The sequence below is a fragment of the Streptomyces sp. 11x1 genome, from assembly GCF_032598905.1.
Lineage (GTDB): Bacteria > Actinomycetota > Actinomycetes > Streptomycetales > Streptomycetaceae > Streptomyces.
The window spans coordinates 6849379-6866333 of record NZ_CP122458.1; the positions used below are offsets into that span (position 1 = coordinate 6849379).

Genomic DNA, 16955 nt, shown 5'->3' on the forward strand with positions numbered 1-16955 from the left:
GCGGGCTCGACCCGGCGGCGGCAGTCTGGATTCGCGGCGATCGCAGGACCGCCGCACGACGGACGCAGCAGCCGTACGGGACGGGCCCGTACGCGTGTCCGATGCCGGCGGCGTCCGACGCCGGTGTGAAGGAGGGGTTCGCGAGATGAACGAGACGATGGTGTGCGTGGTGGGGAACGTGGCGACCCAGCCGGTCTGCAAGGAGTTGGCGACGGGATCGTCGGCCCGCTTCCGGCTCGCGGTGACCTCGCGCCACTGGGACCGGGAGAAGAACGAGTGGACCGACGGGCACACCAACTTCTTCACGGTGTGGACCCGGCGGGCGCTCGCCGCGAACGTGGCGTCGTCCGTCGCACTGGGTGATCCGGTCGTGGTGCACGGCCGGTTGAAGGTGCGCACCGAACAGCGCGACGGGCAGAGCCGGGTCTCGGCGGATGTCGACGCGGTCGCAGTCGGCCACGATCTGTCGCGGGGGACGTCCGCGTTCCGGCGGACGGTCAGGGGCGAGGTGGCGATCGCGGCCCACTCCCCGTCCCGGCCGGAGCCGGCCTGGGAGACCCCGCCGCCCGGCAGCGTGCTCGACGCAGCCACCGAACTGCGCCCGGAACCCGCAGGGGTGACGTGACGTCGGATCGCACTCGCGGAACAGGCGTGGCGGGTCGGTACATCGGTCCCGTCGTCCATCGACGGACACGCTGTGAAGAGCCTGTGTGCACCTCTCATCGACTTGTCGACAAATGCTGTTCGCGAGCTGTGCGACCGATAACGATTCCGATTCGGATCGGTTGTCCGGCGATACGACTGGGAAGAGTGGTGCGCCGCATCCCTAGGATGCCGGGCATAGCTCACGGGGCTTCTGATTCTGCTGGTGGGACCACACCCCCCACGTCAACGGGTCCTGCTCGAAGGGAATTTCTGTGGTTTCTTGGTTCTCGGCGTCGATCTCCGGTGGGTCCGGGCGGGCCGCACGCAGGCGAAAGGCCGGCCGAATCGCCGCCGTGTCGCTCGTGTCCGGCCTCGTCGTCGCGGGCGCGATCGCCACCACGAGCCCGGCCGCCGCCGACGAGACACCGCAGAGCTCCGGTGGGGCGACCGCGACCATAGGCGGCCTCAAGACGTACGGGACGGCCGTGCTCCGTACCGACGAAGGCCAGGAACAGCAGCTCCCCGCAGGGCTCTTCGAGATGTTCGTCGACGGCGGCGGCACCCTGCAGACCTACTGCGTCGACGTCCAGAACCCGACCCAGAAGGACGCCAAGTACCAGGAGACCCCCTGGAGCGGCACCTCGCTGGGGGTCAACAAGGACGCGGGCAGAATCCGCTGGATCCTGCAGAACTCCTACCCACAGGTGAACGACCTCGCGGCGCTCGCCGACAAGGCGGGGGCCAAGGGCCTCACGGAACAGGACGCCGCGACCGGTACCCAGGTGGCGATCTGGCGGTACTCCGACGGAGCCGATGTGACGGCCCTGGACCCGGAGGCGGAGAAGCTCGCGGACTATCTGCAGAAGAACGCGCGGAACCTGCAGGAGCCGACCGCCTCCCTCACCCTCGACCCGCCGGCGGTCTCCGGTCGGGCCGGCGAGCGGCTCGGCCCGGTCACGGTGCACACCAACGCCGACGGCGTGACCGTGACCCCGCCCTCGGACGCGACGGCGGACGGTGTGAAGGTCGTCGACGCCGAGGGTGAGGCCGTGACCTCGGCCGGGGACGGCAGCGAGCTGTACTTCGAGGTTCCCGAGGACACCGCGGACGGAACGGCCGAGCTGACCGTGGAGGCCTCCACGACCGTCCCGGTCGGCCGTGCCTTCGCGTCCGAGACCCGCAGCCAGACCCAGATCCTCGCGGGCTCCAGCGAGTCCACGGTCTCCGCGACGGCGACCGCGCACTGGGCCGAGAAGGGCGCGATACCCGCACTGTCCGCCGAGAAGAACTGCGCCGAGGGCGGCCTGGACATCACGGCCGCCAACGAGGGCGACAAGCCCTTCACCTTCGACCTGATGGGAATCACGTACACCATCGAGGCGGGCGGCACCCGGACGGTGACGATCCCGTTGCAGGAGGACCAGGCGTACGACTTCACGATCGAGGGCCCCAACGGCTACGCGAAGCAGTTCCGGGGTGTGCTCGACTGCCGCACCGAGACCGAGGCCGGGGTGGGCGGCGACTCGGTCCAGACGTTGAGCGAGCCGAGCCCGGCGACTGTCGGGGGAGGCACGGTGACCGACACCGGGAACGACCTCGCCGAGACCGGTAGCTCCGGCGCGACGCCGGTGATCGGCGGCATCGCGATCGGGCTGGTCGTGATCGGCGGCGCTGTGATGATCCTCATCCGCAAGCGGAACCCCTGAGGGGTCGCCGGACGCTGAACGGCGGCAGGCCCGTCGCGGAACGGCGGCCGGTCTGTCGCGGAACGGCGAGCGGTCTGTCGCGGAACGGCGAGCGGTCTGTCGGAGAAAGAGAGCTCCTTGACAACTCGACAGTGAGTGACCGCGCGGTGACACGTGCGTTCTACGCGGCCCCGGTACGCCTCCCAGGCGCCGGGGCCGCGTCGCTCATGAGGGGGGCTCACCATCCGGTTTCCGTCGAGGGCTGGCCGTGCGGCAAGATGGGTGGTACTGCCCACTGCCAGATCTCAAGTTGCCGGACGGTTTCTCTTGGCTGAGTACATCTACACGATGCGCAAGACACGCAAGGCGCACGGCGACAAGGTGATCCTTGACGACGTCACGCTGAGCTTCCTGCCCGGCGCGAAGATCGGTGTGGTCGGCCCGAACGGTGCCGGTAAGTCCACCGTTCTCAAGATCATGGCGGGCCTGGAGCAGCCGTCCAACGGTGACGCGTTCCTGTCGCCCGGCTACACCGTCGGCATGCTCCTGCAGGAGCCCCCGCTCGACGAGTCCAAGACGGTCCTGCAGAACGTGCAGGACGGCGCCGCCGAGATCATGGGCAAGCTCAAGCGCTTCAACGAGGTCGCGGAGCTCATGGCGACCGACTACTCGGACGCGCTCCTCGACGAGATGGGCAAGCTCCAGGAGGACCTGGACCACGCGAACGCCTGGGACCTGGACACCCAGCTGGAGCAGGCCATGGACGCCCTGGGCTGCCCGCCCGGCGACTGGCCCGTCACCAACCTGTCCGGTGGTGAGCGCCGCCGCGTCGCCCTGTGCAAGCTGCTGCTGGAGGCCCCCGACCTGCTGCTGCTCGACGAGCCCACCAACCACCTGGACGCCGAGTCCGTGCAGTGGCTGGAGCAGCACCTCGCGAAGTACCCCGGCACCGTCGTCGCCGTCACCCACGACCGGTACTTCCTCGACAACGTCGCGGGCTGGATCCTGGAGCTCGACCGCGGCCGCGCGATCGGCTACGAGGGCAACTACTCCACGTACCTGGAGACCAAGCAGACCCGTCTCAAGGTCGAGGGCCAGAAGGACGCCAAGCGCGCCAAGCGGCTCAAGGAAGAGCTGGAGTGGGTCCGCTCCAACGCCAAGGGCCGTCAGGCCAAGTCCAAGGCGCGTCTGGCCCGCTACGAGGAGATGGCGGCAGAGGCCGACAAGATGCGGAAGCTGGACTTCGAGGAGATCCAGATCCCGCCGGGCCCCCGCCTGGGCAGCGTGGTCGTCGAGGTCAACAACCTCAGCAAGGCCTTCGGCGAGAAGGTCCTCATCGACGACCTCTCCTTCACGCTGCCGCGCAACGGCATCGTGGGCATCATCGGCCCTAACGGCGCCGGCAAGACGACCCTGTTCAAGATGATCCAGGGTCTGGAGACGCCCGACTCCGGTTCGATCAAGGTCGGCGAGACCGTCAAGATCTCCTACGTCGACCAGAGCCGCGAGAACATCGACCCCAAGAAGACGCTGTGGGCCGTCGTCTCCGACGAACTGGACTACATCAACGTCGGCCAGGTCGAGATGCCCTCCCGCGCCTACGTCTCCGCGTTCGGCTTCAAGGGCCCGGACCAGCAGAAGCCGGCCGGGGTGCTCTCCGGCGGTGAGCGCAACCGCCTCAACCTGGCGCTCACCCTCAAGCTCGGCGGCAACCTGCTGCTCCTCGACGAGCCGACCAACGACCTCGACGTCGAGACCCTGTCGTCGCTGGAGAACGCGCTCCTGGAGTTCCCCGGCTGTGCCGTGGTCGTCTCCCACGACCGCTGGTTCCTGGACCGGGTGGCCACGCACATCCTCGCCTACGAGGGCGAGTCCAAGTGGTTCTGGTTCGAGGGCAACTTCGAGTCGTACGAGAAGAACAAGATCGAGCGTCTCGGTCCGGACGCCGCCCGTCCGCACCGCGCCACCTACAAGAAGCTGACCCGGGGCTGATCGATCTTGCGGCACATCTACCGCTGCCCACTGCGCTGGGCGGACATGGACGCGTACGGCCACGTCAACAACGTGGTCTTCCTCCGCTACCTGGAGGAAGCCCGTATCGACTTCCTGTTCCGTCCGGAGAGGGACTTCAAGCAGGGGTCCGTGGTGGCACGCCATGAGATCGACTACAAGCGGCAGTTGGTCCACCGGCACCAGCCCGTGGACATCGAGCTGTGGGTCACGGAGATAAGAGCGGCGTCGTTCACGATCACCTACGAGGTCAAGGACCCGGACCAGGTCTACGTCCGGGCCTCCACGGTGATCGTGCCGTTCGACTTCGCGACGCAGCGGCCCCGCCGGATCACCTCCGAGGAACGCGAGTTCCTGGAGGGGTACAGGGATGACGAGGAGGAGGCCGTCGCCGCATGACGGTGCTCCACCTCGCCGACGAGGGGGAGGCGGCGGATCTCGCGGCCTTCCTCTCCCGGCTGCTCCACTACGACCGTGGAGCCGCGGTGCGCCTCCAGGCCGCCGGCACCGCCCTGGCCGTCTTCGGTCGGCCACCGTCCTTCGAGGTCCTGGCGATCCGGGCCGTGCGCCTCGCCAAGCCCTACGAGAGCGGGCTCGACGTCACCCTCGACGTGACCGTGTCGGCCGGTGAACTCCTGGAGTCCATCGACGAGCCGGGCGCCACGGCGGTCGTCCCGGCAGCGGTGACCGGACCGCCGTGGGCCGGGGTGCTCCCCCCGCGCGGCGGCTGGCGGCCTGAGGCGGGCCTGCCCGCACCGGACGCGCTGGCGGCGATGGTCTCCGCGGCGGTACGTGAATTCCGGTCCCGCACCGAGGAGTTGCCGCCCGAGCGCCGTACAAGGGCCGAGCTGGACGCCATCGGGCGGGAGATCTGGTCCCGGACGGTCGGGGACACGCCGCTGCCGGTGCGGGCCGTGCACGCGGCACAGTCACTCGGCTTCCTCCGCCCCCCGCGCGCGGCCGGCACGACCGGGATGGCGACACCGGGACTGTTCTCGTCCGGCGCGTGGCTCCGCCTGCGCACACCGTACGGGTCGATCGCCGTGCGCAGGGCGGGACTGGGAACGCTGGGCGTCAGCGTCCGCTGAACCCGCTCAGCCCGGGGCGTTCACCATCGAGGCGGCCGCGTAGGTGAGGTAGTTCCACAGGGTGCGCTCGTGTTCCTCGGAGAGGTCGAGGTCGTCGACGGCGTCGCGCATGTGCTTCAGCCAGGCGTCGTGGGCGGCGCGGTCGACGGTGAAGGGGGCGTGGCGCATGCGGAGCCGGGGGTGGCCCCGGTTCTCGCTGTACGTGGTGGGGCCACCCCAGTACTGGATCAGGAACAGGGTGAGGCGCTCCTCGGCGGGGCCCAGGTCCTCCTCGGGGTACATGGGCCGCAGGATCGGGTCCTCGGCGACACCCTCGTAGAAACGGCGCACGAGGCGCCGGAAGGTCTCCTCGCCACCGACCTGCTCGTAGAAGGTCTGCTCCTGCAGCGTGCCGCGCCGAATCTCATTCACGCTCCCCATGGTCTCAGACGCGGCGGCGGAGGTCTTGAGGCTTAGGACCATCCCGAAAGGGCGCGGACCGGCTGATTCCGGTCCGAAGCGCCGGGGTGCTCGCCTCCGGGGGCGTCCGGCCGCACAGTGGAGTTATGGGCACGCACACTGTGGACCACGACTTGGAACGCCTCGCCGCCGAGGCCCGATCGGCGCTGGTGCGGGAGATCGAGGCGAGCGGGGCCTGGGACGCCGACCCTCAGTGGCGGAAGGCGTTCGAGAGCGTCCCCAGGCATCTCTTCGTCCCGTACTACTACGTGGGTGCCCTGGGCGGCTTCGAGCGGCTGTGGGGCGAGGAACGCGACCCCAGGCGGCGGGAGCGCTGGGTGCGGGGCGCGTACGCGGACACGCCGCTCGCCACGCGGGTGCGGGACGGGGAGCTGATCTCCTCCAGCAGCCAGCCGTCGCTGATGGCGAAGATGCTGGCCGAGCTGGAGGTGGAGGACGGCGACCGCGTGCTGGAGATCGGCGCCGGCACCGGTTACAACGCCGCCCTGCTCGCGCACCGGCTCGGGGACGACCGGGTCACGACCGTCGATCTGGACGCCGACATCACCGAGGCGGCGCGCAGGCACCTGGACGCCGCCGGTTACCACCCGACCGTCGTCACCGGGGACGGCGCACGCGGAGTGCCCGAGCGGGCGCCGTACGACCGGATCATCGCGACCTGCACGCTGCACTCGATCCCGCGCGCCTGGCTCGCCCAGTGCACCCCCGGCGCGCGCATCCTGTCGCCGCTGGCCACGGGGCTGGTGCGGCTTCGGGTCGAGGACGCCGAGACCGCGGAGGGGCGTTTCCTGCACACCTCCGCGTACTTCGTGCCCCTGCGCGGCAGCAGTGAACCGGAAGCAGTCCATCCGCATCTGGGCGGCCTGCCGCACCGGGCCAGGGACCACGAGCTCTTCCGGTTCCTGCTGGCCCTCACGGCGGCCAGCCTCGACCCGCACGAGGCACTCGCCCTGTGGCAGCGCGAGGGGATGCCGTCCCGCGAGCGGTACGGCATCACGGTGCGCGGAGACCGTGCCTGGGCCTGGCTGGACGACCCGGAGGGCCCGTACGCCTGGCCGCTGCCCTGACCGGCATCCCGGGGGGCGGCGACGGCCGGTGGCCGTCGCCGGGTCGACGCAGACGGCTCAGGGCCGACCGAAGTGTCCGGTCGGCCCTGAGCGGTGTCGCACTGTCGGTGGGGCGGGTCAGCCCCGGCGGATCGTGATCGTCGTCCACGCGCCCACGTGGACCCGGTCCCCGTCCTGGAGGGGGATCGGGACGAAGGGCTGGATGGGGTCCTCGGAACCGTTGACCGTGGTGCCGTTCGTGGAGTTCTGGTCGACGACGGCCCAGCTGCCGTCGGGCTGCTGCACCAGTACCGCGTGCTGGTGGGAGACGCCCGGGTCCTCCGGCGGCACCGAGAGATCGATGTCGGGGGTGTCGCCGGTGGAGTGGCGGCGCCGTCCGATGGTGATCTGGTTGCCGGTGAGGGCGCGCCGCTGCTCCGGGGAGTACGCGGGCAGGTTCAGGCCCGCGGCCTCCGGGCCCGAGCGCTGCATCATCGCCATGAAGTAGTCGCGGTCGGGGCCGATGGTCGCGCTCCAGGTCGTCGGCGCCTGCGGGTACGCGGGGCCGGGCGGGGCCTGGGTGGCACCGGGCTGCGGATAGCCGTAGCCACCCGGACGGGCACCTGCGCCACCGGGACCGCCGGGGCCACCCGCACCGCCGGGGCCGCCGGATCCGCCCGGGCCGGTTGACGGCGGGGAGATCACCCAGTCGTCGTCACCGCCGAACGAGGGGCCGCCACCGGAACCCGGGCCGCCGGGCTGAGGGCGCCGGGTCTCCTGCGGGAAGGCGGGCGGAGCGGTGGCTCCTGCCTGCTGGAACGCCTGCGGCGCGCCGCCGCCGGGACCGCCACCGGGGCCCTGACCGCCACCGGGCCCCTGACCACCCGGGCCGCCGGGGAAACCGGAAGCGCCAGGTCCGCCAGGTCCGCCGGGGCCACCCGGCGTGGGCCCGGGCGGCGGCGGAACCGGTCGTGAGGGGTCGCCGCCGAAGCCGGAGGGCCCGGGACGGGAGGGATCGCCGCCGAAGCCCGAGGGGCCGGGCCGCGAGGGGTCACCACCGAAGGCCGAGGCCCCGGGGCGTGACGGGTCCCCGCCGAACGCGGACGGACCGCCCTGGCCGGGACCCGGTTGGCCCGAAGGCCCGCCGCCGAACCCGGAGGGGCCTCCCGGCCCCGACGGTCCACCGGGACCACCCGGTCGTCCGGGTCCACCGGGACCCTGACCGGCGTGCCCGCCGGGCCCGCCGTGCCCGCCGGGCCCGCCGTGCCCACCCTGGCCCGACGGCTCGCCGCCGAACGGCGGTCCCGGCGGGATCGGCTCGGCGGGACGGTTCACCTGGGAGGGGCGGGAGCTCTGGTAGTCGTACCCGTCACCGCCGCCGTAGGAGGGCGGAGGCGGCTGCTGGAAGCGGAGCGCCGGGTTCCCACCGGCGCCGGGACCGCCGGGACCGGGACCGCCGGCACCAGGACCCGGCCCGGGAGCCGGGGGCCTCGGGGCGGCAGGCGTGTACGTCGTCGCCGTGTTGGTCAGGAAGTTCCACCGGCACTCCTCGCAGAAGGGCGCGCCGCCCTCGCGGGGCGTGCGGCACTGCGGGCAGAGTTCCGGCTCGGCGGCGAGGTGCGGGCGTCCACCGGGACCCCCTTGGCCCCCTGGACCGCCAGGTCCCGGGCCGCCGGGACCCCCCGAGCCGCCGGGACCCCCCGGGCCGCCCGCGCCGGGAGGCGGGGGAGGGGAGCCGGGCGGCGGGTAACCGTAACCGGCGCCCGGGGGCGGCGGTGGAGGCGGCGGGGGTACGGCACCGGCCATACGGTGACCGCAGACCTCGCACCAGTCGTCGGAACCCGACTGGTGTCCGTTCGGGCAGGTCGGCATGTCGGCGCTTCCCCCTCTCCTTTCCGGCCTCACGGCCGGTTCCTGTGGCCGCGACGGGCCGGTGTGGCCGCTTCCGTCCGGATCCCCGGTGGGGGAGCCAGGCTCTGGGCAGCGGTGTTTCCGGGTGTTTCCTGTTTGCTTGCAGCTACTTCTTTACACGAACAGTCTTTGTCGACCGTGTCTCGAGAGTCATCTCGTCGGCCTCTGTGACCTTCGCCTTCAGTCGCACAGTACCTGTCGCCGCGTCGACCACGTCCACCACCTTCGCAAGCAGTTTCGCAGTATCCGCGTTCCCCGAGGCGCTGGCGAGCTGAACGGCCCGCCCCAGCTTGGCCGTTGCTCCGTCGAAATCGCCGGATTTACGGGCATCCAGACCTTGCTGGATGACTTGTGCCAGTTCGGCCTGACCCGTGTAGTGCGCGACCTGGGGGTTGATCGACGTGGACGCGACCATGTCGTCGGTCCACACGGCCTTCACCAAACCCTGGGCGCCGAGGTTCTGCGCGCTTCCGTCGGGCTGGGGAATGACGAGGGAGACCCGGGCGGCCAGCATCTCCTGGCCGAGGTCGGCGGCCGGGACCTCGACGCACACGTGGTAGTCGCGGGACTCGTCCCCCCACGAGCCGGTCGGGTAGTCCCCGGCACGCGGTCCCGCCTCGGTGCGACGATCGGTCAACTCCTCGACCGTGGGAGCCACTTGCTTCACAAACTTGATCTTCGTCCCGACCGGGGTCCAGACCCGGAGAGCGACGTCGGCGACCTCCTTGCCCATGGCCGCCTCCATCAGCTGTGTGAAGTCCGCGGACAGGGCGGCCGGGTCGGCCACGATGTCGGCGGTGCCGAGCAGTGCGGAGGCGATGGCCGTGACCTCTTTCACTTCCCAGTCGGTGCCCACTCCACGCGCGTCACACGTGAACCGTCCGGCACAGGCGTCCAACGCGGCCTTCAGATCCTCGGGCGACTCGTGCTCGTTGCGGCCGTCGGTGAGCAGGATGCCGTGACGGATGGCGACGTCCGCCGAGGCGAGCAGCCGGTCGGCGAGCTTCAGCCAGGTGCCGATGGCGGTGCCGCCGCCCGCGCTGAGCCTGCGCAGAGCCTGCTTGGCCTGGTCCCGGGTGGCGGAGTCGGCCACCGCGAGTCGGCCGCCGCCGGGGTAGACCTCCCGGGCCACGTGGGTGCCGTCGATCACCGCGAAGTGGACGCCGTCGCGCAGGGTGTCGATCGCGGCGGCCGTGGCGTCCCGGGCGTTGCGCATCTTGGTCGGCGGGTAGTCCATCGACCCCGAGCAGTCGACCATGAGCGCCACGGCGGCGGAGGGCCCCTGCCCGGGCGAGTACAGGTGCGGCGCGGCGACCGCGCTGCCGATGGTGCCGCCGCCGGTCGCGCTGACCGTCACGATGGCGTTCACCTCGCGGCCGCCCTCGGGCAGGTACTCGTTCTGGTACACCTCGACCGAGAACTGCGGCACGTTCGACTTCGAGAAATTGGCCATGCCTACTCTGATCCCCCTAGCGGCCCCACAGCACGTGGGGTGATGATCGTGCGTGCCCATACCCGGACCGGTCCCCTCCGGTCCGTCGGCCCTTCCCGTCCGGCCACCGGGGCGCCCGCGAACATCCGGCCCGCGCGCACCCTCAGGCCGATCCTGCCCCCTGAGGAGGGGCCGGGAACGGCAGGATCGCCACTGTTACGTTGTCGTGGCCACCTCCGTCGAGAGCACGGCCCACCAGGACCTGCGCACAGCGCAACGGCCGCGCGGCCGCGTCCAGCGGCACGGCCTGGGCCATCTCCTCGGCGGCCTCCGCGTAGTTCCACAGCCCGTCGGTGCACACCACCACTACACCCGGCCGGTCCGGTTTGAAGGAAGCGGTGTGCGGCTCCAGTTCGTACGCGTCCGCGCCGAGCCAGCCGGTGATCGCGTGGGCGCGCTCGTCGGCGTACGCCTCGGCCTCGTTCATCAGTCCCGCGGACACCATCTGCGCCGCCCACGAGTCGTCCTCGGTGAGCCGGGCCGGGGGCGCGCTGCGGTCCACCGGCACCCAGTAGGCGCGGCTGTCGCCGACCCAGCCGACGACGAGCAGACTCGGGGTGACGATCGAGCCGACGATGGTGCAGGCCGGCGCGTTCTGGTGCGGGGCATGCTCCTGGGCTGTCTCCGGCTCCTCCGCGAGCGCGTTGACGGCGCTCGCGGCGGCGACGATCGCGTCGTGCATGGCCTGCTGCGGGTGGGTGCCGCGCGGCAGCGACTCCAGGACCGTCTCGTTGGCGGCGCGGGCCGCGGCGAGCGAGGCGTCGTCGGGGCGGGTCGCGGAGGACACGCCGTCGCAGACGATCGCGACGACCGCGGGGGAGCCGTCGGGCAGCGCGGTCGAGGAGATCGCGAACGCGTCCTCGTTGCGGTGGTGGCGCAGGCCCCGGTCGCTGACCGCGGCGACCGCGCCCAACTCCAGTTCCATGTGGTCGCGTTCGCGGGGCTGGGCGTGGCCGCAGTTCTCGCAGTAGCCGTCCCGGTCGACGTGGCCCGCGCGGCAGGCCACGCACACCTTCATGCCGGCCGGCGGGGTGGCGAGGTCGGTGGTGCGCGGGTCCGGCGGCTGGGGCGCGGCCAGCGGGTACTCGTCGGGCTCGCGGGGCCGGTCGAACCGTACGCCCCGTCCCGGTCCGGGCAGTTCGCCACCGCCGGAGTCGGTGCCCTGGATGTCGGTGGGGCGGACCACCGGCGGGGGTGTGTCGGTGCTGGGTTCGGAGGCGACGGGCCAGTCCACGGGCGCCACCTCGTCGGGCGCGGCGCCCGACGTCCCGTTCATGGTGAGGGTCGGCTGGTCCTGCGGCCGTGCGGGGGCCGCCGAGAGGTCATGGCCGCACGCACCGCAGAAGCGGTCGTCCGATGCGAGGGGCCACTCGCAGATCGGGCACTTCGTCAGCGCGGTCGGCTGGGGCATCTGCGACATCAACTACACCCACGTCCGGGGGCGGTAACGGTTGGCACGTTCCACCAGGTCGATCCTCTCCTCGCCGCCTTGGGCGAGCCGGGCCAGTGTGCGGTACGACCGCTCCAGTCCGAAGCGGAGGCCGCGCTCGTCCAGCGTGCTGCCCAGCAGCACCCGCTCGCCGGCCGGGGGGCGGGCGCCCTGGCCTCCGGAGAGTACCCAGTCCAGGGCGCAGCCGAGGACCTCTGTGGACAACTGCTCGCGGCGCACGGCGTCCAGACCGTACCCGCCGAGCGCCTCGACCTGCCCGGCGGCCGCGGTCAGGTCGTCCAGGAAGGCCGTTTCGGGCGAGGCTCCGGTCGGCACGGCCCCGGTCGGGACGGCTCCGGACGCTCCGGCCGCAGACCGGGCGGTTGCGGACGGGTCGGCCCCAGGAGGCGTGGTCCCGGCCGTCACGGTCCCCGGCGTCACCGTCCCCGCCGCCACGGTTCCGCCCGCCAAGGTTCCGACCGCCCCGGCCCCCGCTCCGAGCGTCGCCTCGGCGCGGTGTCTGAGGCGGGCCCGTACGGCGGCGACCCGGGCGGCGGTGTAGTGGATGGACGCCTCCGGTACGGACTCCAGGGTCCGCACGGCGTTCTGCCGGTCCCCGGCGGTCAGCCGCACCCGGGCGAGCCCGAACGCGGCGCTCACGAAGCTGGGGTCGGTCGTCCACACCAGGCGGTAGTACTCGGCGGCGTTGTCCAACTGCCCCAGCACCTCGGCGCACAGGCCGAGGGCCAGCTTGGGGGCCGGCTCGCCCGGGAAGGCGTCGTAGATCGCGTCGAAGGACAGCGCGGCGTTCTCGTGGTCGCCGGTGGCGAGCGCGGCCACGCCCCGGTACCAGACGACCCGCCAGTCGTCGGGGTGGTCCCGCTCCAGGGCGTCCAGGGTGGCCAGGGCGATCGTGAACTCGGCCATCTCCAGCCGGGCCCGCAGCTCGCGCAGCCGCAGCTCCAGCGAGCCGCTGGGGGCCGCGTGCAGCGCCGTGATCAGCTCGGTCGGGGCGGAGGTCATCAGTCCCGCCAGGAACCCGGCGTTCGGGTCCCCCGGGTCCACGCGCGGCACGGGCAGCGCGAGGGCCGCGGCGGCGGTGTCGAGCTGCCGGGTGAGCCGGGCGGGGACGGCCGCGCCGCCGGTCAGCAGGGCGGGCGTACCGGAAGGCGAACCGCCGTTCCCGGCAAGGGAACCGGAAGGCGAACCGCCGTTCTTCCCGGTGACCTTGTCGCGCCGCACCCCCAGCCGGGACACGTCCCCGTCGAGCTTCGCGAACAACTCCGTGTCCGTGACCCGTACCTCAGGCCCGAAGATCGTCGACAGGGCGGGCCGGGCCCGGCCCGTCTGGAGGGAGACGACCTCCCGCAGCACACCCGTCAGCTGCTCCGACATCTCCTGCGCGGAGGCGAACCGGCGGGCCGGGTCGGGGTCGGTGGCACGTACCAGCAGCCGGTAGAAGGACTCGTACTGACGGAAGACCTCGATGTTGTCGGGGTCGGGCAGGGAGTCCACGAACACGTTCGTGTAGCCCTGGAAGTCGAAGGTGAGGACCGCCAGCGTGCGGGCGACCGTGTACAGGTCGGAGGCGACCGACGGGCCCACGTCGGCGACCTCGGGAGCCTGGTAGCCGACAGTGCCGTAGATGGCCGACTCGTCGTCGTCCATCCGGCGCACCGCGCCCATGTCGATCAGCTTGAGCTGGTCCTCGGTCTGGATCGCGTTGTCGACCTTGAAGTCGCAGTACAGCAGGTTCCGGCTGTGCAGGTGCCCGAGCGCCTCCAGGGCCTCGATGCCGTACGCGCACGCCTGCTCCACCGGGAGGGGGTCGCGACGCCCGTCCGCCGTGCGGCGGCCGTTGGCGATCTCCTTCAGCGACTTGCCGCCGACGTACTCCATGACGATGTACCCGTCCAGCGAACCGGTGCGCTGGTCGAGGTGCTCGACGAAGTTGTAGATGCGGACGATGTTGGAGTGCTCGATCTCGGCGAGGAAGCGGCGCTCGGAGATCGCTGCGGCCATCGCGTCCTGGTCGCCCGTGTCCAGCAGGCCCTTCAGCACGACCCAGCGGTCCGACACCGCCCGGTCTATGGCCAGATAGATCCAGCCCAGACCGCCGTGCGCGAGACAGCCGACCACCTCGTACTGGCCGCGCACGATGTCGCCCGCGTGCAGTTTCGGCACGAAGGAGTACGGGTGGCCGCACTTGGTGCAGAAGCCCTCCGTGCGCCCGGGCCGGTCACCGCGCGACCGGCCGACCGGGGCCCCACAGTCGGAGCGCGAGCAGAACCGCTTCCGCTCGGGCACCTCGGCGGTCTCCAGCACCATCGAACGCGGGTCGGGACGCGGCACGTCCGGGACCTGGACGAGACCCACGCCGAGCCGCGCCCGCCCCGAGGTGCCGGAGGTCTTGCCGGAGCTGCGCACCGACACCGAACGGCCCGTCGACCGCCCCGACAGGGCACGGGAGAGCCGCCCGGAGACCGAGCGCCGGGACTGCGAGGAGCGCCCGGACGTGCGCGAGGAGCGCGAACTGCTGGAACCGGAGCCGCGCGAGCCGCGCCCGCCCCCGGTGATGCCGGTGGGCGGGGAGTTGACCATGCCGCTCGCCGAGACGACCGGCGCGAGACCGCACTCGTCGCAGTACAGCTCGCCGCCGCCCACGTCCTCGTACGCACCCGAGCAACCGGGCCGCTGGCACGACTGCCGCGGCGTCTCCTCACCCGCCGGGCTCTCCTGCGTCTGACTCACGACTGCTCCTCCCTCCGGTCCTGCGGCGCACGTGGGACCGGCACCGACTGGCCCAGCAGTTCGGTGGCCGCCTGCTGGTAGCGCAGCACCGCCATCTCGGCGACCCGCAGGTCGCACGGGGCGCTCCACAGCATGCGGCGTGCCGCGTCGTATCGCTCCACCAGCAGCGAGTCCTCCGCGAAGCCGTGCCGCGCGACCTTCGCCTTGTAGGCGTCGAGGCGGCCGCGCAGCTCCGCGCGGACCGCCAGCGGCGCGGTGACCGCCGTCAACGACTCGCGGGCCCGCAGCAGTTCGTCGTCCGCCTTCTGCTCCAACGACTCCAGGAGCGGGGAGAGCCGGTGCCACTGCGCGTGTCTGCGGTACTCGGCCGCCATCGCCAACTGCTCCTGCAGCACCGTCGGCGGGCCGCTCACCACGGGCACCTCCGTCGCGGCGATCTTCGCCAGCACCTCACCGCGCGCGCTGCGCGCCTCGGCCAGCGTGCGGTCCGCACGGCTGAGGACGTCCCGCAGCTTCACCAACCGGGCCTCCGCGTCCTGCCGGACCGTCAGCACGGCCTCGATCTCCCGCCGCACGTCCTCCAGGGCCCGTGCCTCACGGTCGTACGTGGAGGTGTCCGGGCGGCCGCCACCGGGCGCCGAACTGCCCGGCGCGGGCACCCAGAAGGCCAGCGGGTCCGAGACGACCTGCTCACGGAGCCGGGTCAGGGTGCGGGTGATCCGCTCCAGGTCGTCCCCGGCCGGATGCTCGCCGGGGCGTACGCCCACGGAGTGCGCGAGCTGACGGGTGCGCTGGAGCTCGGCGGCCAGTAGATCGATTCTGGCGGGCAGCGCGGACCACACCGCGTCGGCGGCCACGACCATGTCCAGCGAGGACGCGTACAGGTCGTTCATCCGGTCCACGAGCGTGACCAGCGAGAACTGTTCGCTGAGCCGGTTCGTGCCCTGCAGTGTCGGCGCGTTCGCCATCGCCGTCGCGGAGCCGGCGACCGTGACCGCCTCGCCGCGCAGCAGTTCGGTCAGCTCCACCAGGTCCTCACGGCTGGACCAGCGGCGCCGCGAACGGATCTGCCGGGCGCTGTGCAACGCGTCCGTGTACGCGTCGAAGTACGCCCACAGCAGCGTGATCGACGCGTCGGCGGCGGTCCAGCGCTCCTTGGTGACGCCGGTCAGCTCGGCGCCTTCGAGCAGCCTGCGGCCCGCGTGGTCCTGGAGGGCGAGCAGCGAGGTCTCGATGGCCTCGTGCTCCGCGCCGAGCCGCGCGAGCGCACGGTCCACCTCGTCCCGGTCCATCACCGGCCCGGTGGATCCCGCGACGCCCATCGATCACCTCTCGCTGCTGTCGGTGTCCGTCAGTTGAATGCGGTCCTTGTACGTCGGTCCCGGCACGTCAGTCTCGGTACTGCTGGGGGGCGGGTGGCTTGGACCGCGCCAAGTCCGGCCCGAGGGTCTCGGACAACCACTTGTCGTAGGAGTCCTGCCAGCCGCCCTTGAGGTACTCCACCAGCACCTGATTGACCCGGCGTACCAGATCCGTGTCCTCCTGGTGCATCGCCACGCCGTAGTACTCGGTGGTGAACGGCTCGCCCACCAGCTTCACGGTCGGATCCTGCGCCGCCTGGCTCGCGGCGAGGGCACCGTCGGTGACCACGGCGTCCACCTGGCCGAGCTGGAGCCTTACCAGGCAGTCGAGTTGGTTGGGAACGGTCAGGGAGATGTCGGTGGAGTCGGGCAGCTTGCCCGACTCCTTCCCCGCCTTCAGGGTGGACCAGGCGGTGGAAGTGTCCGCCGTGCAGATCTTCTTGTCCGCCAGCGTCTTGCCGTAGCCCTCGATCGTCGTCGACTTGGGGGCCAGGATCTGCTGCCCGGTCTCGAAGTACGGCTGAGAGAAGGCGACTTGCTGCATGCGGTCGCAGCTGATCGTCATCGTGCGGACCACCATGTCGACCTCCTTCTCCTGGAGCGCGGGGATGCGTCGGCTGGTGGGAATCGCCTTGAATCGCACCTTCTCCCGGTCGCCGAGTATCTCCTCGGCGATGCGGTGCGCGATGTCGATGTCGAAGCCCTCCAGTTGGGCGTCGTCGTTCGTGCTGTTCGGGTCGCGGTAGCCCCAGCGGTAGCTGTTCTGGTCGACGCCGACCGTGATGTAGTCGTTCCTCTCGATGCGCTCGATCGCCTTGTCGGACGCGTCGGAGGAGGGCCGCAGGCTCTTGTTCTCCGGGTCCTTCATGGTCTTGCAGTCGTCGGCCCGCACCTGTGTACCCCGGGCCATGCCCTGACCTCCGGTGCCCGTTCCGCCGTCCCCGCGTGTGCTCTTCACCGGCAGCACCAGGGCGAAGACCAGGGTCAGGGCGCAGAGGACCGCCATCGCGCCCACGCCGCCCCAGCCCCTGAGGCCGGCCCGCAGGCGCCGTACCGCATGTGTCGCGAGCCCTTCCAC

The 16955-nt window shown here is 71.7% G+C and carries 13 protein-coding genes; 6 read left to right on the forward strand and 7 right to left on the reverse strand.

The window, feature by feature from the left end; translation table 11 throughout:
* Positions 1–145 precede the first annotated feature (145 nt).
* From P8T65_RS30090 to P8T65_RS30110, 5 genes are all read left to right on the forward strand, one after another.
* Positions 146–625: a single-stranded DNA-binding protein gene (locus tag P8T65_RS30090; RefSeq protein ID WP_316728313.1), complete on the forward strand. Its 480-nt coding sequence runs from the start codon at positions 146–148 to the stop codon at positions 623–625.
* A gap of 583 nt (positions 626–1208) precedes the next feature.
* A complete protein-coding gene (locus tag P8T65_RS30095) occupies positions 1209–2351 on the forward strand; it encodes a TQXA domain-containing protein (RefSeq protein WP_399103263.1) in 1143 nt (380 codons plus the stop codon).
* 306 nt (positions 2352–2657) lie between these two features.
* A complete protein-coding gene (ettA, locus tag P8T65_RS30100) occupies positions 2658–4322 on the forward strand; it encodes an energy-dependent translational throttle protein EttA (protein WP_184893987.1) in 1665 nt (554 codons plus the stop codon).
* Positions 4323–4328: 6 nt separating this feature from the next.
* Complete coding sequence (locus tag P8T65_RS30105; RefSeq protein ID WP_316728314.1) at positions 4329–4739, forward strand: thioesterase family protein; 411 nt, start codon at positions 4329–4331, stop codon at positions 4737–4739.
* On the forward strand, positions 4736–5428 hold the full coding sequence (locus tag P8T65_RS30110; RefSeq protein WP_316728315.1) for a hypothetical protein: 693 nt from the start codon (positions 4736–4738) through the stop codon (positions 5426–5428). The genes P8T65_RS30105 and P8T65_RS30110 overlap by 4 nt, the downstream gene beginning before the upstream one ends.
* A 6-nt stretch (positions 5429–5434) precedes the next feature.
* Here the strand turns inward: P8T65_RS30110 and P8T65_RS30115 are convergent, their stop codons facing one another.
* Positions 5435–5848 carry a globin gene (locus P8T65_RS30115; RefSeq protein WP_316728316.1) on the reverse strand — a complete coding sequence of 138 codons (414 nt, stop codon included), beginning with the start codon at positions 5846–5848 and terminating at the stop codon, positions 5435–5437.
* Positions 5849–5973: 125 nt separating this feature from the next.
* Between P8T65_RS30115 and P8T65_RS30120 the strand changes: the two genes are divergently transcribed.
* Positions 5974–6954 (forward strand): methyltransferase domain-containing protein, encoded by a 981-nt coding sequence (locus tag P8T65_RS30120; protein WP_316728317.1) that lies wholly within the window; start codon positions 5974–5976, stop codon positions 6952–6954.
* A 117-nt stretch (positions 6955–7071) separates the two neighbouring features.
* On the opposite strand, the gene P8T65_RS30125 is transcribed toward P8T65_RS30120, so the two are convergent.
* From P8T65_RS30125 to P8T65_RS30150, 6 genes are all read right to left on the reverse strand, one after another.
* Positions 7072–8805 carry an FHA domain-containing protein gene (locus P8T65_RS30125; protein WP_316728318.1) on the reverse strand — a complete coding sequence of 578 codons (1734 nt, stop codon included), beginning with the start codon at positions 8803–8805 and terminating at the stop codon, positions 7072–7074.
* Between the two features lie 145 nt (positions 8806–8950).
* Positions 8951–10297 carry a VWA domain-containing protein gene (locus P8T65_RS30130; RefSeq protein ID WP_316728319.1) on the reverse strand — a complete coding sequence of 449 codons (1347 nt, stop codon included), beginning with the start codon at positions 10295–10297 and terminating at the stop codon, positions 8951–8953.
* Positions 10298–10439: 142 nt separating this feature from the next.
* Positions 10440–11759, reverse strand: a complete 1320-nt coding sequence (locus P8T65_RS30135) for a PP2C family serine/threonine-protein phosphatase (protein ID WP_316728320.1) — start codon at positions 11757–11759, stop codon at positions 10440–10442.
* Entirely contained in the window at positions 11760–14516 is a 2757-nt protein-coding gene (locus P8T65_RS30140; RefSeq protein ID WP_316728321.1) for a tetratricopeptide repeat protein, read from the reverse strand.
* Positions 14513–15838, reverse strand: coding sequence for a hypothetical protein (locus P8T65_RS30145; RefSeq protein ID WP_184894005.1), 1326 nt, complete (start codon positions 15836–15838; stop codon positions 14513–14515). The genes P8T65_RS30140 and P8T65_RS30145 overlap by 4 nt, the downstream gene beginning before the upstream one ends.
* 67 nt (positions 15839–15905) lie before the next feature.
* Entirely contained in the window at positions 15906–16955 is a 1050-nt protein-coding gene (locus P8T65_RS30150; protein WP_316728322.1) for a glutamate ABC transporter substrate-binding protein, read from the reverse strand.

Excerpts from the sequence above, each read along its gene's own strand:
- P8T65_RS30090 (WP_316728313.1), top strand. The coding sequence starts at position 146 with ATGAACGAGACGATGGTGTGCGTGGTGGGGAACGTGGCGACCCAGCCG.
- P8T65_RS30110 (WP_316728315.1), top strand. The coding sequence starts at position 4,736 with ATGACGGTGCTCCACCTCGCCGACGAGGGGGAGGCGGCGGATCTCGCG.
- P8T65_RS30115 (WP_316728316.1), bottom strand. The coding sequence starts at position 5,848 with ATGGGGAGCGTGAATGAGATTCGGCGCGGCACGCTGCAGGAGCAGACC.
- P8T65_RS30120 (WP_316728317.1), top strand. The coding sequence starts at position 5,974 with ATGGGCACGCACACTGTGGACCACGACTTGGAACGCCTCGCCGCCGAG.
- P8T65_RS30125 (WP_316728318.1), bottom strand. The coding sequence starts at position 8,805 with ATGCCGACCTGCCCGAACGGACACCAGTCGGGTTCCGACGACTGGTGC.
- P8T65_RS30130 (WP_316728319.1), bottom strand. The coding sequence starts at position 10,297 with ATGGCCAATTTCTCGAAGTCGAACGTGCCGCAGTTCTCGGTCGAGGTG.
- P8T65_RS30145 (WP_184894005.1), bottom strand. The coding sequence starts at position 15,838 with ATGGGCGTCGCGGGATCCACCGGGCCGGTGATGGACCGGGACGAGGTG.